Annotated in this window: 25 protein-coding genes; 1 reads left to right on the forward strand and 24 read right to left on the reverse strand. The window is 39.0% G+C overall.

The features are described 5' to 3' along the window. Positions 1-106: 106 nt before the first annotated feature. The 19 genes from KNP96_RS14105 to KNP96_RS14195 form a co-directional block, all read right to left on the reverse strand. Positions 107-433, reverse strand: a complete 327-nt coding sequence (locus tag KNP96_RS14105; RefSeq protein WP_214771352.1) for a hypothetical protein — start codon at positions 431-433, stop codon at positions 107-109. A gap of 238 nt (positions 434-671) precedes the next feature. Further along, the gene (thyA, locus tag KNP96_RS14110) at positions 672-1,532 is read right to left on the reverse strand and encodes a thymidylate synthase (protein ID WP_214771354.1); all 861 of its coding nucleotides are present in this window, start codon (positions 1,530-1,532) and stop codon (positions 672-674) included. Further along, positions 1,525-1,758 carry a hypothetical protein gene (locus tag KNP96_RS14115; RefSeq protein WP_214771356.1) on the reverse strand — a complete coding sequence of 78 codons (234 nt, stop codon included), beginning with the start codon at positions 1,756-1,758 and terminating at the stop codon, positions 1,525-1,527. The genes thyA and KNP96_RS14115 overlap by 8 nt, the downstream gene beginning before the upstream one ends. Before the next feature lie 107 nt (positions 1,759-1,865). Continuing rightward, positions 1,866-2,891, reverse strand: coding sequence for a ribonucleotide-diphosphate reductase subunit beta (locus KNP96_RS14120; RefSeq protein ID WP_214771358.1), 1,026 nt, complete (start codon positions 2,889-2,891; stop codon positions 1,866-1,868). After that, a complete protein-coding gene (locus KNP96_RS14125; RefSeq protein ID WP_214771359.1) occupies positions 2,875-3,333 on the reverse strand; it encodes a flavodoxin domain-containing protein in 459 nt (152 codons plus the stop codon). Before KNP96_RS14125 ends, KNP96_RS14120 begins: the two co-directional genes overlap by 17 nt. Further along, positions 3,333-5,636 carry a ribonucleoside-diphosphate reductase subunit alpha gene (locus tag KNP96_RS14130; protein ID WP_214771361.1) on the reverse strand — a complete coding sequence of 768 codons (2,304 nt, stop codon included), beginning with the start codon at positions 5,634-5,636 and terminating at the stop codon, positions 3,333-3,335. The genes KNP96_RS14125 and KNP96_RS14130 overlap by 1 nt, the downstream gene beginning before the upstream one ends. A gap of 26 nt (positions 5,637-5,662) precedes the next feature. Next, the gene (locus tag KNP96_RS14135; protein WP_353048369.1) at positions 5,663-6,121 is read right to left on the reverse strand and encodes a dCTP deaminase/dUTPase family protein; all 459 of its coding nucleotides are present in this window, start codon (positions 6,119-6,121) and stop codon (positions 5,663-5,665) included. Positions 6,122-6,130: 9 nt separating this feature from the next. Further along, the gene (locus KNP96_RS14140) at positions 6,131-6,448 is read right to left on the reverse strand and encodes a hypothetical protein (protein ID WP_214771364.1); all 318 of its coding nucleotides are present in this window, start codon (positions 6,446-6,448) and stop codon (positions 6,131-6,133) included. Next, a complete protein-coding gene (locus KNP96_RS14145) occupies positions 6,445-6,786 on the reverse strand; it encodes a hypothetical protein (RefSeq protein WP_214771366.1) in 342 nt (113 codons plus the stop codon). The genes KNP96_RS14140 and KNP96_RS14145 overlap by 4 nt, the downstream gene beginning before the upstream one ends. Before the next feature lie 234 nt (positions 6,787-7,020). Further along, positions 7,021-7,263, reverse strand: coding sequence for a hypothetical protein (locus tag KNP96_RS14150; RefSeq protein WP_214771368.1), 243 nt, complete (start codon positions 7,261-7,263; stop codon positions 7,021-7,023). A 34-nt stretch (positions 7,264-7,297) separates the two neighbouring features. Further along, a complete protein-coding gene (locus KNP96_RS14155) occupies positions 7,298-7,570 on the reverse strand; it encodes a hypothetical protein (protein ID WP_214771370.1) in 273 nt (90 codons plus the stop codon). 88 nt (positions 7,571-7,658) lie between these two features. Then, positions 7,659-8,258, reverse strand: a complete 600-nt coding sequence (locus tag KNP96_RS14160; protein ID WP_214771371.1) for a class I SAM-dependent methyltransferase — start codon at positions 8,256-8,258, stop codon at positions 7,659-7,661. Next, complete coding sequence (locus tag KNP96_RS14165; protein WP_214771372.1) at positions 8,239-8,730, reverse strand: hypothetical protein; 492 nt, start codon at positions 8,728-8,730, stop codon at positions 8,239-8,241. The genes KNP96_RS14160 and KNP96_RS14165 overlap by 20 nt, the downstream gene beginning before the upstream one ends. A 22-nt stretch (positions 8,731-8,752) precedes the next feature. After that, positions 8,753-8,944 carry a hypothetical protein gene (locus tag KNP96_RS14170; RefSeq protein ID WP_214771373.1) on the reverse strand — a complete coding sequence of 64 codons (192 nt, stop codon included), beginning with the start codon at positions 8,942-8,944 and terminating at the stop codon, positions 8,753-8,755. Further along, on the reverse strand, positions 8,941-9,402 hold the full coding sequence (locus tag KNP96_RS14175; protein WP_214771376.1) for a hypothetical protein: 462 nt from the start codon (positions 9,400-9,402) through the stop codon (positions 8,941-8,943). Before KNP96_RS14175 ends, KNP96_RS14170 begins: the two co-directional genes overlap by 4 nt. Positions 9,403-9,652: 250 nt before the next feature. Continuing rightward, positions 9,653-10,117, reverse strand: a complete 465-nt coding sequence (gene rnhA / locus KNP96_RS14180) for a ribonuclease HI (protein ID WP_214771379.1) — start codon at positions 10,115-10,117, stop codon at positions 9,653-9,655. 206 nt (positions 10,118-10,323) lie between these two features. Further along, positions 10,324-10,557, reverse strand: coding sequence for a hypothetical protein (locus KNP96_RS14185; RefSeq protein WP_214771382.1), 234 nt, complete (start codon positions 10,555-10,557; stop codon positions 10,324-10,326). A 30-nt stretch (positions 10,558-10,587) separates the two neighbouring features. Further along, complete coding sequence (locus tag KNP96_RS14190; protein ID WP_214771385.1) at positions 10,588-10,812, reverse strand: hypothetical protein; 225 nt, start codon at positions 10,810-10,812, stop codon at positions 10,588-10,590. A 37-nt stretch (positions 10,813-10,849) separates the two neighbouring features. After that, complete coding sequence (locus KNP96_RS14195) at positions 10,850-11,539, reverse strand: hypothetical protein (protein WP_214771388.1); 690 nt, start codon at positions 11,537-11,539, stop codon at positions 10,850-10,852. Positions 11,540-11,725: 186 nt separating this feature from the next. Here KNP96_RS14195 and KNP96_RS14200 point away from each other — a divergent pair, with 186 nt between their 5' ends. Continuing rightward, a complete protein-coding gene (locus tag KNP96_RS14200) occupies positions 11,726-12,493 on the forward strand; it encodes a hypothetical protein (protein ID WP_214771390.1) in 768 nt (255 codons plus the stop codon). Between the two features lie 28 nt (positions 12,494-12,521). On the opposite strand, the gene KNP96_RS14205 is transcribed toward KNP96_RS14200, so the two are convergent. The 5 genes from KNP96_RS14205 to KNP96_RS14225 are packed head-to-tail and all read right to left on the reverse strand — an operon-like array spanning position 12,522 to position 14,658. Continuing rightward, on the reverse strand, positions 12,522-12,938 hold the full coding sequence (locus KNP96_RS14205; protein WP_214771392.1) for a hypothetical protein: 417 nt from the start codon (positions 12,936-12,938) through the stop codon (positions 12,522-12,524). 18 nt (positions 12,939-12,956) lie between these two features. Further along, positions 12,957-13,622, reverse strand: coding sequence for a hypothetical protein (locus KNP96_RS14210; RefSeq protein ID WP_214771394.1), 666 nt, complete (start codon positions 13,620-13,622; stop codon positions 12,957-12,959). Between the two features lie 32 nt (positions 13,623-13,654). Continuing rightward, positions 13,655-13,999: a hypothetical protein gene (locus KNP96_RS14215; protein WP_214771396.1), complete on the reverse strand. Its 345-nt coding sequence runs from the start codon at positions 13,997-13,999 to the stop codon at positions 13,655-13,657. A gap of 29 nt (positions 14,000-14,028) precedes the next feature. Further along, positions 14,029-14,247 (reverse strand): hypothetical protein, encoded by a 219-nt coding sequence (locus tag KNP96_RS14220; protein ID WP_214771398.1) that lies wholly within the window; start codon positions 14,245-14,247, stop codon positions 14,029-14,031. 15 nt (positions 14,248-14,262) lie between these two features. Continuing rightward, positions 14,263-14,658, reverse strand: coding sequence for a hypothetical protein (locus KNP96_RS14225; protein ID WP_214771400.1), 396 nt, complete (start codon positions 14,656-14,658; stop codon positions 14,263-14,265). Positions 14,659-14,683 lie beyond the last annotated feature (25 nt).

Raw genomic sequence — 14,683 nt, forward strand, 5'->3', positions numbered from 1 at the left:
CAGCTTCGCCTTACAGTTTAAACACTTATCTAAATCCTTTAATCGTTTAAGATTGAACCCTCGTTTAGGTTTTTCCATCTGTCATCTCTCCAATCAAATTGAACTTTTATTTGCTGATACCTAGCAATCGACCAATACTTCCGTAAAATGAAATGACGAACACTAATCCGATACCATCAGCTAATGACACATCGATATTCGATAAGATAATACCTAATCCAATTAAGATTCCTTGCACAGCACTCACTAATGTCTTTTTCCAAGTTGGAATATCGTTCTTAATGTAGTCGATCTTCTTGATGTTCACCCACTCTTTATCGAGATGCAGATCATAGAAACACCGACGAGCTACCTTCTTACTAGATGCTTCAATGAGTTCTGTCTGAACTCCCTTGACGCCTGGAATCATGTAGTAGACTTTATATTTGTTCATATACAAACATCTCCTTAGGATTGATTCTTGAATTGTCCGAGGAATCCACAGATTAAAATTAAAAAGAAAACTGTTAGTCCTTTTGTGCTAAGAAAATCTAAATCGTTAATCGCAAAAATAATTCCAATAAGAACTCCCTGTAATACACTTAAAGTAAAACCATTTCTCAACATTTTTAAATCCTCCAATTCTGATGTACTTTTTGATTTATTGTTGATATTATTCAAATACTTCGGTCTCATAGTGCCAATTCTCCGAACTTAATTTGCTCCTGGGGAGAATAATCCTTGACCTCAAAGTCATCAATCGTAATATCATAAAACCTTTTGCCCGTTGCATTCAGTTGAAGTAATGCTTTATTGTTATTAGCAGTACGTGAAATAATAAGTTCTGCTTGTTCCACTTGGTTGTCGTAGAGGTGAGCGTCTGAAACGAAGTGATTGAATTTACCAACCTTGTATCCAGTTTCGTGAGCAACCATCAGCAGCAATGCGTGATAACCAACGATATTGGACGGTAGGCCAACCAATGTGTCTGCACTTCGTTGCACGAGTGTCATATGTAGTTCGTCTCCTACGACACGCCAAATCGTCTCATAAGCGCATTCTTGGAGTTCTTTGAATTTCTCTTTCTCTGGATCGAACATCGACATAATCATGCGACGATCAGGACTGTTCTTGAGTTTCCATAACAACCAATCCATTTGGTTAAGTGGAGTCATTTTGCCGTCAATCTCTACGCGACGATAACGATTCTGAATTTGCCATCCGTAAGACTTCCCGATGTTTCCTCGTTCGTTAGCCCAAGGACGCCACCATTTGACTCCGTATTTGTTTTCAAGGTCATCTACCTTGTTTGATCGATCCCGATAGATCCAAAGAATTTCTTTAATCGCACTCTTCCATGGAGAGCGTCGAACTGTTAGTAATGTGCTATCGCCGTTTGCGATGTCGTATGTAAAGAGTTTAACGTCCGGTAGCGAACGGAAGTTGATTGTCGATCCGTCTGAGAGCGTTGTACGAGCCTTGTATGAGTTCGGAACACCGGTCTCCAGTAGTTCTTTTGCTGTTTGAATGTAATATGTATCTGCTTTAGTCATTAAAAAGCCACTCCTCTTGCTTGAAAGCTGCGATTAAAACATGGTTTTTATTGTCTTCTAACTCCTCTTTATCGACGATTTCATACTGATACGGGAAGTATCCGTTCTCGATCATCTTCGCGGCCATCTTTTTGAACTTCATTTTGAGTAAGAACTTCGTGTTTGCAGTCAGTCGTTTCGTTATAAATTGATCTTCAGCTTGCTTTGAATATTCTAACGCTGGCATCTTCCTCAATCCCTTCAATTGGTATAAGTTAATAATATACTATTTGCTTTAAAAGAACAAGCACAAAGTGCCAACTTCCCGAAAGAAATTGACACTTTTTTTTAAACTTATAGATCGTCGAAATCTTCATCGACTGCGTTGTAGTTTGTAACTTTACGTTCATGGAAATCTTGTAGCAGCTCGTTAACCGTTTCATCTGAATATGCTTGAATCCATGGCATAGAGTTTTCGTCTGCTCCTTCATAGACTTCATCGAATCCTGTCATACGCAAGAGCTTGTTCCCGAGGTATTTGATGTAACTTTCTAACTGACGCAAGCTGATCCCTTCGATACCTTTTAACGTATCCTTTGCAAATTCAATCTCAAGTTCGCAACCAGTCTTAACAATCTCCTTAGCCCATAATTCAAACTGTCCCTTGTCGTTCAGAGAAGGATTCTCCCGGAGTAGTAATGGAAGTAAAGTATGAGTGATAAAGTACTTGTGAGTACACTCGTCATTTTGAATGAACTGAATCATCTTGGCTGTATCGATCATCTTATTTTCACGATCAAGATTGTAAAAGAACGCAAAGGCTGTATAGAAGTTAATCCCTTCAGTAATACCCGAGACCATCAATCCTTTAGCCATCGTCTCTAGCGTAGGATTTTCTAGGAACTCATTGTAATACTTATCAATCAATTGACTCCGCTTGCGAACGCTAGGTAATTCCTTAGCTTCAGAGAAAGCTTTGATCTGTTCTTGTTGCGACAGAAGTGTCTGGAGAGTATAGCTATATGATTGGTTATGAACAACTTCCTGCTGAGCAATCGTGATTAAGATGTCATGTGCAGCACTGTCAGTGACTTGCTGAGCTACCGCATATAGGAATTTAGCTTGCGGTGAGTCGAGCATAGCCAGCATCGCATTGAACGTCTTATATGCCTCTTGCTCTCGCTTGCTTAACAGATCCCATTTCTTACGGTCATTGGCCATTGATACCTCGTCTGGAATCCAATGGTTCTGAAGAATTGTCTTGTAGATTTGATAGAACTGAGGATACTTTAAGTCATTCCAGTTCGTTACTCCCGAATATGTCCCTCCGTACAATTGTTGTGTTCGAATCGGTTGAGATAGATCAATTACTTTTGTCATTTGTTAGTTCTCCAATCATTTTGTTTGTCCATTGTTTAATGTCTGCAATCTCAGACTGTTTAGGTCTTTGTTCAATTTGAAGCTTCCATTCATAAACATTCCAATCATTTTTTTTGAAGTGGTGTGCTGATTCACGAATAGCTCTGCAGTAGTGCTTAAACTGCTTTTCTCCGGTTCCGAAGATCGCCACCCTGCCTTTTTTGTCAGAAGCAAAGAGTGACTTCAAAAACTTCCGGGTTTCATTAGGTAATGCCCCGTCTCCCCATGTATACGTCCCGAACACTAAAATAGAATTGCTCTGTATTGCATCGAGATAGTTTTTCTCGTATGAGACATTGATTCGCCTAACTGTATAGCCGCACTCAATCAATTCTTCTTCTATAAAATGAGCCACCCTCTCAGTATTACCTGAGAGGGAAGCGTAGATCAGATTGATATTCATTACGAGTGGCAGCCTTCACACTCTTCTTCACTCAACTGATTCTTCGGTGTCCGAGTGTAGTAGATTGTTTTCATACCTGACTCCCAAGCCAACATATGAAGCTCAAGGATTTCAGATGCTTTCATACCTTTTCGGATATAAAGGTTAAAGCTTTGCGACTGGTCGATATGTTTCTGGCGACCTGCATTCTGCAAGATACTCCACTTCTGATCAATGTCGAACGCACCTTTGTAGAACCATTGATTAGAGAAGTTGATTTCTGGAGCCGGGACAACTGTTTTGATTCCCTTCTTCTCCACGATCATTGCCTTAGAAACAAGTGGATCAATCGAAGGTGAACTCCCAGCAACGTGAGCTGTTGTCGAGTTGGGCGCTACGGCGATTAAATATCCGTTTCGGATACCACTTTGATTGATTCGCGCTGCTAGTGTTTTCCACAAGAGACCTTGTGTAGTGTCTGTAAAGTATCCACGACGCTCAAAGTATTCCCCTGTATGCCAATCAGATCCTTCAAACACAGGATACGCGCCTTTCTCTTCCGCTAATTCCATAGAAGAGAGAATCGTTAAGTAAGCAATTTGCTCATAGAGCTTATCAGCGTAATCAACCGCTTCTTGCGACTCCCATTTGAGTCCGTTCTGAGCTAAAAGATGATGCCATCCAAACGTTCCTAGCCCAATCGCACGATACTTGTTGTTAGTGTGAACTGCCTGGAGAACTGGAATCTTATCAGCATTCAACTCGATGACGTTATCGAGCATCCGTACTTGGATAGCAATTAATCGATCCAATACTTTTGCTTTAACAGCGCGTCCAAGATTGATTGATGAAAGGTTACATACTACAAAATCACCTGGAGTCTTCGTGATTACGATATGGCCATCGGAAAGAGTTTGTGATTCTACCGATGTAGCTGACATATTCTGACAAATTTCGACACACAGGTTAGATGAATAAATCATTCCGGTGTGTTTATTTGGATTTGTACGGTTAACTTCGTCCCGGAAGAACATGTACATCGATCCCGTTTCAAGTTGCGCCTTTTGAATTGCTTTATAAATATCGACTGCTGGAACAATCGTCTTACTGATGTTTTCATCTGATAGAAGCTCTTCGTAGCGATCACGGAACGTACCTGCGCCGCGTGTCTCATCATAAGAATCTTGCAAACCCCATCCTTTAACTGCTTTGACTTCATGTGGATCAAATAAAGCCCAGTCTCCGCGAGTCTTAACTTTCTCCATAAACAAATCAGGAATTGAGACTGCCAAGAATAAATCGTGGAATCGTAAACGCTCATCGCCAGTGTTAAGTTTTCCTGCTAGATGATCGAAGATGTCACGGTGGAATACATCTTGAGTAGCAGCAATAGAACCTTGACGAGAACCAAGTTGGTCAACACTAACGGCTGTGTTATTCAACTGTTTGAGCCAAGGAACCGTACCACTTGAAATTCCCTTAATTCCTTTAATATCAGATCCTTTGCTTCGAACGTTGCCCATATAGACACCAATTCCGCCTCCACCTTTCGAAAGGTTAGCAACGTCAGTATTTGAATCGTAGATGCCTTGCAAAGAGTCTTCTACGGTATCGATAAAGCAAGATGACAACTGGCCGTAAGCTTTGCCTGCATTTGCTAATGTCGGCGTTGCAACCGTCATATACAGGTTCGAAAGCGCCCAGTATCCTTCTTTTACTAAACTCATTCGTTTCGATTTGTCTTCATTAATCATCAAAGTCATGATAATCGTCATGAAACGCTCTTGAGGCAATTCGTAAAGATTGTTTTTCTTGTCCTTTGAAAGATAGCTACGATTCAATGTTTCAAGACCAATTAGAGTGAACAGCTTGTCTTTTTCAGAATCGATCATGTTTTCAGCAGCAATGATATCCTCTTTACTGTACTCACGGAGAATATCTGCAGAGTACGTACCTTTAGAGGCCAACGCTTTTTGTAAAGCATAGAACCCACCGTACTTCTTGTCTGAATCATAGTTGCGGTTTGTCGCTGCCTCCTTGTATAACTTCTGAAGATATAAGCGACCTGCCACATATTGATAGTCAGGATTCTTGACTCCTTTATGTAATCCAATTCGATCTTTAGCTGACTGAATGATAATTTTAGAAATCTCTTCTGCTGAGACAGTAGAACGTGATTTGACTTCTTCTTCGATCAGACCAATTAAACTCGCAATATCTAAATCTTTGAAGTCATCTCCTAAAATCCGATTCACATAGCTTTCGATACGCCCTTCTTGATAATCAAGTTGTCGTTTCCCATTGTCTTTTGTTACTGTTGTCATTTGATCAAACACCTCTATGTATAGTTTTATTTACCGCTAGACCCAAATCCGCCACTACGTTCTGCATGAAGAGCATTGTCTTCATCTGCTACCAAGTATTTCGAGAAGACGCCCTGTGCAATCCGCTCGTCTTCAAGAACTTTAACTAGAACGTCAGTCGTATTCTTTAAGCAGATGCCGATATTCCCATCGTTAGACGGATTTGAAAAATATGACGAATCCACGACAGCAACCGAATTCGATAGAACTAATCCCTTTTTAACTCCTACTGATGATCGAATATGTACGTGAAGAACTTCGTCTTGCTGCATGTATGCTTTTACGTCAGTCCAAAAGAGATGCTGTTCTCCTGGTTGAATTGTTACTGTCTCTTTTGAATAGAAATCGTAACCTGCAGATCCGACATCTCCACGCACTGGGAGAATCGTTGGATAGTTCTTTTTCTTATGATCCTTATGTACTTCCTTGAACCCTCGTAACATGATAAAGCCTCCTTAGTTAAAATCTTTATATGTCAAACCAATGATATAAGCATCCTTAGTGTTAAAAGAAACACTATACCCCTTTACTTTTGCTTCTTCTGCCAACTGCCGACCGATTTCAGGAAATCCTCTACATAATTCCGAAATTGGATGAGGATAGCTAAATTTATTCGCATACCATTCTTGCTTATATTCTCTCGCGTTTGCTAGAAGACCGTTGATAACACTTATCTTTTCCAAAATATAAATATCCTTTTCTTTATACCTAATATCAAATGATCTTTTTTCTTGTGAATACTTGTACATATCTGATGCAGTAGGTATCTTCATGAAAAATCTTTCTCCTTTTTGGACTCCCAAGTAAAATTAATAATCCCAGAAACAAACGCTTTAAAAGGAGGGGGATTTGGATTGCCCGGAATAAACTCTACTCCAAAGCCCTTTTCTTTGAATTTTTCAATAACTTTATCCAAAGTTTTTTGCTTTTGGTGAATTTCATTCGTAACGTAGTATCTTAATTTATATTCACCGTATTTCGTAGCTTCACTCATTTCTTTTAAGATACGATTTATCTCTCTGGCTTTTAGCTGCTTTGAAGAGAATTTAATTTGAATTCCTTTACATTGATTTTCAAGATCATATACATCTTTAGCTGCAGGAATATCCATATAAAATCTTCCTTTCATTCCTCTGAATTTGTACTACCATCAAGCTGTCCGGCCTCACCACCTTTAATGGGTTTGACGAAACATAGCTAGTTCAGAAGTATCGCGCTCTAACCGGTCTTGGACTTCTCCGATAAACCGATCAAGAGCGCTTGTATCTACTGTCTGAAGCATTTCAACGTAATCCTGTAAATCTCTCATTGCTATAATTCCACTCTTTCGACTTTTATTTCTCTGTTATTCTCCTAGCAGCTCTCCGTCAAAACGAACGATAACTGGAGTGCGCTCTCCTAGATGAGCTCCGATAATGTTGTAATCGATAAACTCTGCAGCTTCATCTTCTTCCATACCGTCGCGCTTAACCAAGACGTCAACCATCTTTTCGAACGAGTACACTTTTACGTCTTCAAATCCACACCGAACTCCTAGTCCGAGCTCTGCAGATTCGAAACCATCATATGTAATCATGCCTTGCTCCATGATAAATCACCTCTTTTAATATGTATTATTTAATTTAAATACCACTTGAAACTAACTTTTTCTCCAACCGACGGTTCAGTGCAACCCGGTAATCCTGGTCAATCTTTTCCATCTGAATCTTAATCTCACTTAACAGATCGAAAGCATTGTTTACGTCAGTAACATTAGGGTCAGATAAGAGCAATCTGTTTGCCAAGTTCACCGCTAAGTCTGAAACAAGCTGTGCCTTGTTGTGCAGCTTAAGTCGATCAGTCTTACTTACTTCTAGTTGAGGGTTTGTTTCGAGAATCGCTTGTGCCATTTTCATCTTCAGTTCCTCTTCTCATATGTATTCTTATTACTTACTCAGTATACCAAATCTGATTTCTTAAGTCTAATTTATTGTACTATTTGCTTTATTGTTTAGCGAGAGCAATAATAGAGCTGTCTGAAGAGTCGTACCCATCAACGACTTTTAAGCCCGCTTCCTCGGACATCTCAATCAATTCAGCGTTGTTAATCGCTCTCTGAAACGTCTTTACCTTACCGTTGCCCATCAAGTACCCGTCTCGATACGCCTGAGCCGTCTTTGAATTAGCAATATCTTTGCCTGATCGTGTCTCAATAACAGCAATACCGGTATCTTTAAGCAGCTTCTTAATATTCTTCAAGATACTTACCCGATCCTCACGATCAGGAATAACATTCAACACAAATGAACAAAGAATAGCGTCATACGTCTTTGTGATCTTGTTTACGTCATCATAGACAAAACCAACTTCAAAGAAGTCTTCATATCTCCATTTGCTTGTCTGAAGCGGTGTATCTAATACATCGACACAGAAGCCTTTAGAGTTTAGATGCTTGGCATTCCGTAACTTACCGGCTCCGTAGTCCAGGACATCTTTGTATGATGTGCTCCCCATCTCTTCTACTGTCTTACAGCTCATTGATACCCCACGATTGATGGCTGTCTTTTCAACACTGATCACAAAATCATTGTACTGTTTTAACATCTGCTTGCCCCTTATCTTCCAAGAAACCACTTGTCGCATCAGCAATGACGTCCACTCCACGCTTAATCATATAGTCTGGAGTGTCTTTCAACATGTACAAGACCGGACTTTCAACCATTAAGTACCATGCTGCATACCCACCATGCTTCTTAACGAGGTGTCGCATGACCTTTTGAGCGAATAAAACATGACTTTCATCGGTTACTTCTATCTCATTTAATTTACGAACTAGGTCTCGTCGCAAGAAGACCATCGTGACATCCATGTAGTTCTTTTGTGCGTCCTGCTTTATGTAATAGTTCTCGACACCATCAATCAATGTCCGTCGTGCTAGTGGAACTGGCTCACCGAATTCTGCCGTTCGAGACTCAAATACTGTCTGATCCTGTGAGATGTACAATGTAACTTGGCCATACGATTCTTGAATCCATTCTAATGCTTCGTAGTAAAAGTCTTTCGTGACTTCTATCATGTTAAACCTCCTATTATTTAATTTAATAAGCCATCAACGTAACTTCACCTAACTGAAAATGATAGCCTGAGTCAACCGATGTAACGTTTTTTGCATTTTTTGAATAGTTGTTGATCAGTAAATACTTCTGTAAGGCCATCTTCGGGTGAGCATCCACCTTATCTAATTCGATCAGTTTCTTTTTATCCGGGTATTTTGCATATAAGGTTGTCATGATAACTCCTCCCCTGGTACGTCTTCGATTGGGATGCAAGCTTTAATTTCAGTTAAAGACGCCTTATCAATACCTCTTGAAGGAAAGTCTACAACTAAACCTTCGAATTTAAAGGGTTGGGTTACGGCGCACATGTTATGGAGGTTGAGTCCTAATCTCCACCACACACCTTCGTCTTCGTATGCCCCCACCCATTCATCAGGTCTTGCCAACATCTCAGCGCGAACATCGAACGGCTTTTTGACGTACCAAGTTCCTTTTAAAACATCGACTAATGTAATAGGATTTACGTCTTCTTCCCCGTAGTACACCATGCTATCTGATGTCTCGTAAGTATAATCAAGTTGCCCGAAATCAATTTGAATTTTCACTCCGGCACTATTGTAAATATACAATCCACCTGTTAAGCGATCTAGCGCTTCCCGTCCGTCAATTTCATCGTACCGAGCCAAATCCATCAATCTTCCTCCTCATATGTATCCTGACTACCATAGCTCCACGATCCAACTGCCCGTCCGCAGCTTTTACAGTAAGTCGTATATTCAACTAAGTAACCATCTTCATAACACTTGTCTTTCGCACTCAGTGATTCTTGACCACAATCTTTATGTGGACATCGTGCGCCTATCAACTCGATCATCGCATCACCACCTTTTATATATATTAATTATACTTTTTGTTTTAAAAGAATGCAAGATAAAAGATTGCTTAAACATTTATCTCTAATTCGTCCATTGCTAAGTTTACTAACTCGTCAGCACGATTGTTTCCAGCGTTATCACTATGGCCTTTAACTTTCTTCCATGTAATCGATTCAAACTTTTGATTCAATTCATCAAGTTCTTTCCATAGCTCAACGTTCTTGACTGGTTGTTTACCTTTGGTCATCCAACCTTTAGCTTTCCAACCACTAATCCATGATGTAATGCCATTCAGCACATAAGCAGAATCAACATGAATCTCAACCGGTATATGTGTTTTCTTTAGCTGCTTAAGAGCATTAATCGCACCCTTCAACTCCTGGATGTTATTCGTTGTCTCTCGCTCCGCTCCCGAAAACTCTTTAATCTGTCCTTTATACGACATGACGGCCGCCCAAGAGCCAATGCTGTTGGGCTTTCCATTCCCGCGACATCCCCCATCACAATATACCTGAATCGCTTCCCTATTCATTGATAACGATCCTCGTAGAAGTAATCGCATGACCCGTCTTTATATAAACTATCATCTTTTTTCATTACAAAATAACTCTGACATGGATCATCTTCTGATGTATAACGGTAGCATAACTCTTTAATCGGACAGTTGAACCCCTCGCATTTAGTAATATCGGCCATAAGAAGACCTCCTTTCTCGAATAAAATCTAGTTTTGATCGGGTTACATTTTGATATTCATAACCTTCTCGTACAAATCTTTTGTTCGCTCTCCGCTTTCGTAACGTAATGCAAGTGGCCTAACCTTAAATTTAAAGATTAATTTATCCCTGATATTGCCGTTACTATAAACAAATTCAGCAGTCTTTAATTGGTCAGCAACCTCAACCCATTGCTCTTTCTCATTAACATACATCCAAAAAGTTAGATCTTCTGAGGAATTGATTTCTTTATACAACGGCTCCACACTCCCTATCAAAGTAAACTTTTAGTTGTTAATCACCGCAGATTTAGCTTTATCAATCATCGGCAGAAATTCATCATAGTAATCCATTTCAATAATGTCATCACTATGATGATCATGTTTGTTGATTAATCCTGTTAGATCGACCAAGTAATCGTATTCATCATGCGAGATGACTACTTTATTGATTTCTCCAGTTGCCGACTGACTAGTAATATCTGCATTTTGATAAATAGCTTGTACGTTCATTGTATTTTCCTCCTTATAAAATTCAGATATTATCGGGTTACTTCAGTGACTCTTTATACATTCTCCAAACGTCATCCGCGTACATCGACGGCTTAAAGTATCCTGCGTTCTTAATCTTATCTCTAAAACCTGGATGTTCAATCAGTAGTTGCTTGATATACTTCATTCTTAGACCGTGATTTGTACACTTATGGAATTCTGTATCGGATAAGATTAATGTGGTAGCCTCTTTTAGATCTTCATCAGCTTTCCTGCTTATCTCAAGTCGGATTTCTTTGATCTTCTTTTCATCATAAATCTCAAGAACATCGGCTTCAATCCGCGCGAACGCATCTTCTGATCTTTCCATGCCTTCATATCGACTATTGTATGCAGCATAGCTGACCGTGATACCTTCGTGAACAAAGTACACATAAAAAACCCATGGTTCAGAGAAATCTATCTTATTGATCGCTTGATTGTGCTTTTCGATTCGCTTGTTTAATTCCTCTTTGATTTCTTCAATCATGGTCTGACTTTCGACGGCATCGACCTCATATAAGTCTGCTCCCAACAAAATCGTCTTCCCGAAGAGAAGTTTCGTCTGTGACTTTTTGTAGGCCTTCTCAAATTCACTCAAGTCAAACAACGTGATCCCTTTATCGAGTTGATCGTAGTCGATGTTCGAATGGAATAGATTATCTTCGTTTCTTTGCATCCAAATACCTAATTCTTCAAAGTCAGTCATGGCTCCTCCTTATGGTCGTTGTTCACCGTACCGAAATGACATGCAACGTGAAAGTATTGTTTTAGCTATTAATCGTTTACAATTGGGATATGTAATTCTTTCCCTGAATTGATTATCGCACACCCATTTGACATACACAAGTAAAATATGTACTATTTGATTTATAAAAGTGAAGGGATTGATTTAATGACCATAGATCGCGAAGAACACACACCTGATATCCGTAGTCAAATAACTGCTCGCGCCATTCTTAGAACGATACGTTCTAGTAATCCTTCTGGTGCGTTATCGTTAGAACATATTACCGAACACATGCCTTTGTTTAAAGGTTATTTTGAAGCTCTAAAAAAATTCCAAGAAGAACACGGTGTCCAATATATCCAAGTTCTGTTAGAAGAGATTTATCGACATGGGTTAATGGAGCCAGACCGCATCGATTCTTTGGCTGATGCTCTTGACGACCATGACGGTGTTAAGTTGTATTTGAGCTATGCCAGTGACGCAGCGGAAAAGTCATTCTCCAAGAGAGCAAAAGCTATGTTGGCAATATATAGTGGACGAGTTATTGGCGATCCCGGATTATTGTCTAAATCTGAATCTGCAGTAATGTTAGAAATATTGTCATCTGTAAATGATTTTGACCTTATGAGCTTTGAACGTTTGTTTAAGTATATTTTTGAATATCAAGATTTTCAACCAGATTCGCATAACACCTATTATAGAATTGCTGATAAATATGGTGTTCCAGCTAGTCAACATGAAGAAGGATTGCTTTCTTTTGATTCAAGCTTGAGGAAACTAATTAACGTTCAAGCGATAAACATCGTTACAGGAAACAGCGGTACTGGAAGTAGGTTGTTAGTGAAGTTGTCTCCATATAGTCAAAAACTTGGCGAGCTGTGCGCTGAATACGAAGAATTTTATAACAGAACACAAGAAGAGCCCTCTGAATGAGAGCTCTTTTCTCTTTAAAACTAATCATTTATTTGCTCAATGCCATCAGATTAGATTCTGACTTCGACAATCGATCAGTCCACTCATGAACTTTATACTTAGCATATTCGATATCGTATTGAGCTCGCAGCAACTCCTGTTCTTCCTCAATGCTCTCCAGGTAATCAACAAGATTTTGAATCTCCTGTTTCCCAGAATGAATCCAATAACCATCAAAAACATCTTTAATCCATAGAGCTAAGTCTAAAATGTTTTCCTGTTTTGGGTTGTAGTCATAGTCTTTGTCAATATCAATTGAATAGCTTAATCGAAATCCTTTTTCTTTTGCAATCTCTCGATCAATACCTTTGATAATATACTGAGCAGACACTTCGCTAGAGTCCAATAGATTATACTTACCTTCTGTCCGATAATATGTAATAAAGTTTTCTTGTGGTTTCTTCATCCATATCTCTCCCTTTGTTTAAACTGATCGACCCTTCTCTGTGCCATCTCCATAGAAATGGTTCACTCTAACTACCGACTCAATATCTCCTACCGTTCGACCTAAAATATAATCAGGTCGTCTTTGATCCGGTTGCGGACATACAGCCAAAATACGATACCCTTCTTGCAGTCGTTCTTGAAGTGATTCAGTACAGTAATCTGTCGCGTAAGCTAGGTTATTTACATTTAGCAACCCTAAGTTTGGAACATGAACCTCGCAGCGCTGATTAAATTCAACCTGCTTGTCAAATCGACTCGTTGCTTCCTCAATTTTTTCAGCCATTTCTTGCATCATGTTCATGACATCTAACTCTGAGTTAGAAACAGATTTAGGAATGCCTTTCATTGAGAATTGCACATTAGGGAATTCCTTCATAAGCAACGAGACGTCTGCAAGATAGTCACCACTATCATAGAGCTTAATGAAATCGGATTTTTGAACCAGTGTGTAGTCAGATTCTTTTTCAGATAGATCTGGATTGAATGTCTCCTTCCAAGGCTTTTCGGAATACCCCTGCTTATTTTCAATATCTTTCTTGAGATATTCGTGTTCGATTGTTTCTCCGAAAAAATTGCACAGACGTTCGAAATCATTCTTATGTAAATAGTTTTTGCTAGTTGAAAAACTGATTCGTGCGATCATCGTCATCTCTCCTCTAAAATGAAAGTTTTATATTATTTAATTAAATAACCTTTAACTCCTTGGATGCTAAGACTTTCCCGGTTAATCGTTGCTTTGATAAATATTTTTTTATCATTTTTATTTAACTCAATAAGATTGAACAGTTTTTCTCCAACGCTTTCTTCGCATGATACAGGTACTAAACTGTCTTCGTCGATTATTACAGGAGTATACGTGATCTTGTCGTATCCTTTTGTTCTATCTACTTGTTTCACTTCATATAGACTCCATGTTCCCATCTTGGGAAAAACTTTAAAAAGAAGATCATATAACAACATGATCGAAAAAATCAAAATCAACGAAATAGCAACGAATGCTGCAATTCCTGCTAATAACAAAATGATCTCCCAGAAAGGTGAATTGGTCATTAATAATTATCCTCACAATCTACTTTAAATTGATTCATCAATTCCTCTCGATCACCGTTGAATCGGTCAACTAGGTAATCTACAAAATTATCAAGTTCTACAATCTTGTCTTCCGCAAACTCTAGTGATTCTTCAACCTGAACCAGTAGATTTTGAGTTCCACTTAATGTTCGCGTATTTAATTTCTCTCGTAACGACATCAGTTTTTGCAATGACATATGTATTCCTCCTTTTTAGTAACGCTCTAGTGTATAGAGATTTGACCGATAACCAAGCTCTGACTTCATCGTAACAATATAAGGGATCATCCCAAATCTCTTATGAACTTTTCCTAGCTGAAGATAATCTTTAAACGGTTTCGCTTTTGTATATGATCCATCTTTGCGTTGGTATCGAACATAGTTATCAGGATAAATACTTGTCTTACTTTTTTTGTGCCTCTCTAGCGTATACACGGTTTCACCTGTTTGATAATCTTCCGACTTGCTAGTAACGATGTAAAAGCGATTGCCCTTCATAGTAATCTGCTTAACAAACATCGATTCATATATCTTTTTCTTAGAAGTCAATGATCCGTCTTTTTTAACATACTGCTTATAATAAGTCTGCCGCTTGATAAATGAAGTCATTTCGTTCTCCCGTCAAATGATTATT

Source organism: Exiguobacterium sp. s133, from assembly GCF_018618595.1.
Lineage (GTDB): Bacteria > Bacillota > Bacilli > Exiguobacteriales > Exiguobacteriaceae > Exiguobacterium_A > Exiguobacterium_A oxidotolerans.

Coding starts and splice junctions, on each gene's coding strand:
- KNP96_RS14220 (WP_214771398.1), bottom strand. CDS start 14,247: ATGTCATTGCAAAAACTGATGTCGTTACGAGAGAAATTAAATACGCGA.
- KNP96_RS14225 (WP_214771400.1), bottom strand. CDS start 14,658: ATGACTTCATTTATCAAGCGGCAGACTTATTATAAGCAGTATGTTAAA.
- KNP96_RS14145 (WP_214771366.1), bottom strand. CDS start 6,786: ATGGATATTCCTGCAGCTAAAGATGTATATGATCTTGAAAATCAATGT.
- KNP96_RS14195 (WP_214771388.1), bottom strand. CDS start 11,539: ATGACTGACTTTGAAGAATTAGGTATTTGGATGCAAAGAAACGAAGAT.
- KNP96_RS14105 (WP_214771352.1), bottom strand. CDS start 433: ATGAACAAATATAAAGTCTACTACATGATTCCAGGCGTCAAGGGAGTT.
- KNP96_RS14150 (WP_214771368.1), bottom strand. CDS start 7,263: ATGGAGCAAGGCATGATTACATATGATGGTTTCGAATCTGCAGAGCTC.
- KNP96_RS14170 (WP_214771373.1), bottom strand. CDS start 8,944: ATGACAACCTTATATGCAAAATACCCGGATAAAAAGAAACTGATCGAA.
- KNP96_RS14155 (WP_214771370.1), bottom strand. CDS start 7,570: ATGAAAATGGCACAAGCGATTCTCGAAACAAACCCTCAACTAGAAGTA.
- KNP96_RS14160 (WP_214771371.1), bottom strand. CDS start 8,258: ATGTTAAAACAGTACAATGATTTTGTGATCAGTGTTGAAAAGACAGCC.
- KNP96_RS14210 (WP_214771394.1), bottom strand. CDS start 13,622: ATGATCGCACGAATCAGTTTTTCAACTAGCAAAAACTATTTACATAAG.
- KNP96_RS14140 (WP_214771364.1), bottom strand. CDS start 6,448: ATGAAGATACCTACTGCATCAGATATGTACAAGTATTCACAAGAAAAA.
- KNP96_RS14205 (WP_214771392.1), bottom strand. CDS start 12,938: ATGAAGAAACCACAAGAAAACTTTATTACATATTATCGGACAGAAGGT.
- KNP96_RS14165 (WP_214771372.1), bottom strand. CDS start 8,730: ATGATAGAAGTCACGAAAGACTTTTACTACGAAGCATTAGAATGGATT.
- KNP96_RS14120 (WP_214771358.1), bottom strand. CDS start 2,891: ATGACAAAAGTAATTGATCTATCTCAACCGATTCGAACACAACAATTG.
- KNP96_RS14115 (WP_214771356.1), bottom strand. CDS start 1,758: ATGCCAGCGTTAGAATATTCAAAGCAAGCTGAAGATCAATTTATAACG.
- rnhA (WP_214771379.1), bottom strand. CDS start 10,117: ATGAATAGGGAAGCGATTCAGGTATATTGTGATGGGGGATGTCGCGGG.
- KNP96_RS14200 (WP_214771390.1), top strand. CDS start 11,726: ATGACCATAGATCGCGAAGAACACACACCTGATATCCGTAGTCAAATA.
- KNP96_RS14190 (WP_214771385.1), bottom strand. CDS start 10,812: ATGAACGTACAAGCTATTTATCAAAATGCAGATATTACTAGTCAGTCG.
- KNP96_RS14125 (WP_214771359.1), bottom strand. CDS start 3,333: ATGAATATCAATCTGATCTACGCTTCCCTCTCAGGTAATACTGAGAGG.
- thyA (WP_214771354.1), bottom strand. CDS start 1,532: ATGACTAAAGCAGATACATATTACATTCAAACAGCAAAAGAACTACTG.
- KNP96_RS14130 (WP_214771361.1), bottom strand. CDS start 5,636: ATGACAACAGTAACAAAAGACAATGGGAAACGACAACTTGATTATCAA.
- KNP96_RS14175 (WP_214771376.1), bottom strand. CDS start 9,402: ATGGATTTGGCTCGGTACGATGAAATTGACGGACGGGAAGCGCTAGAT.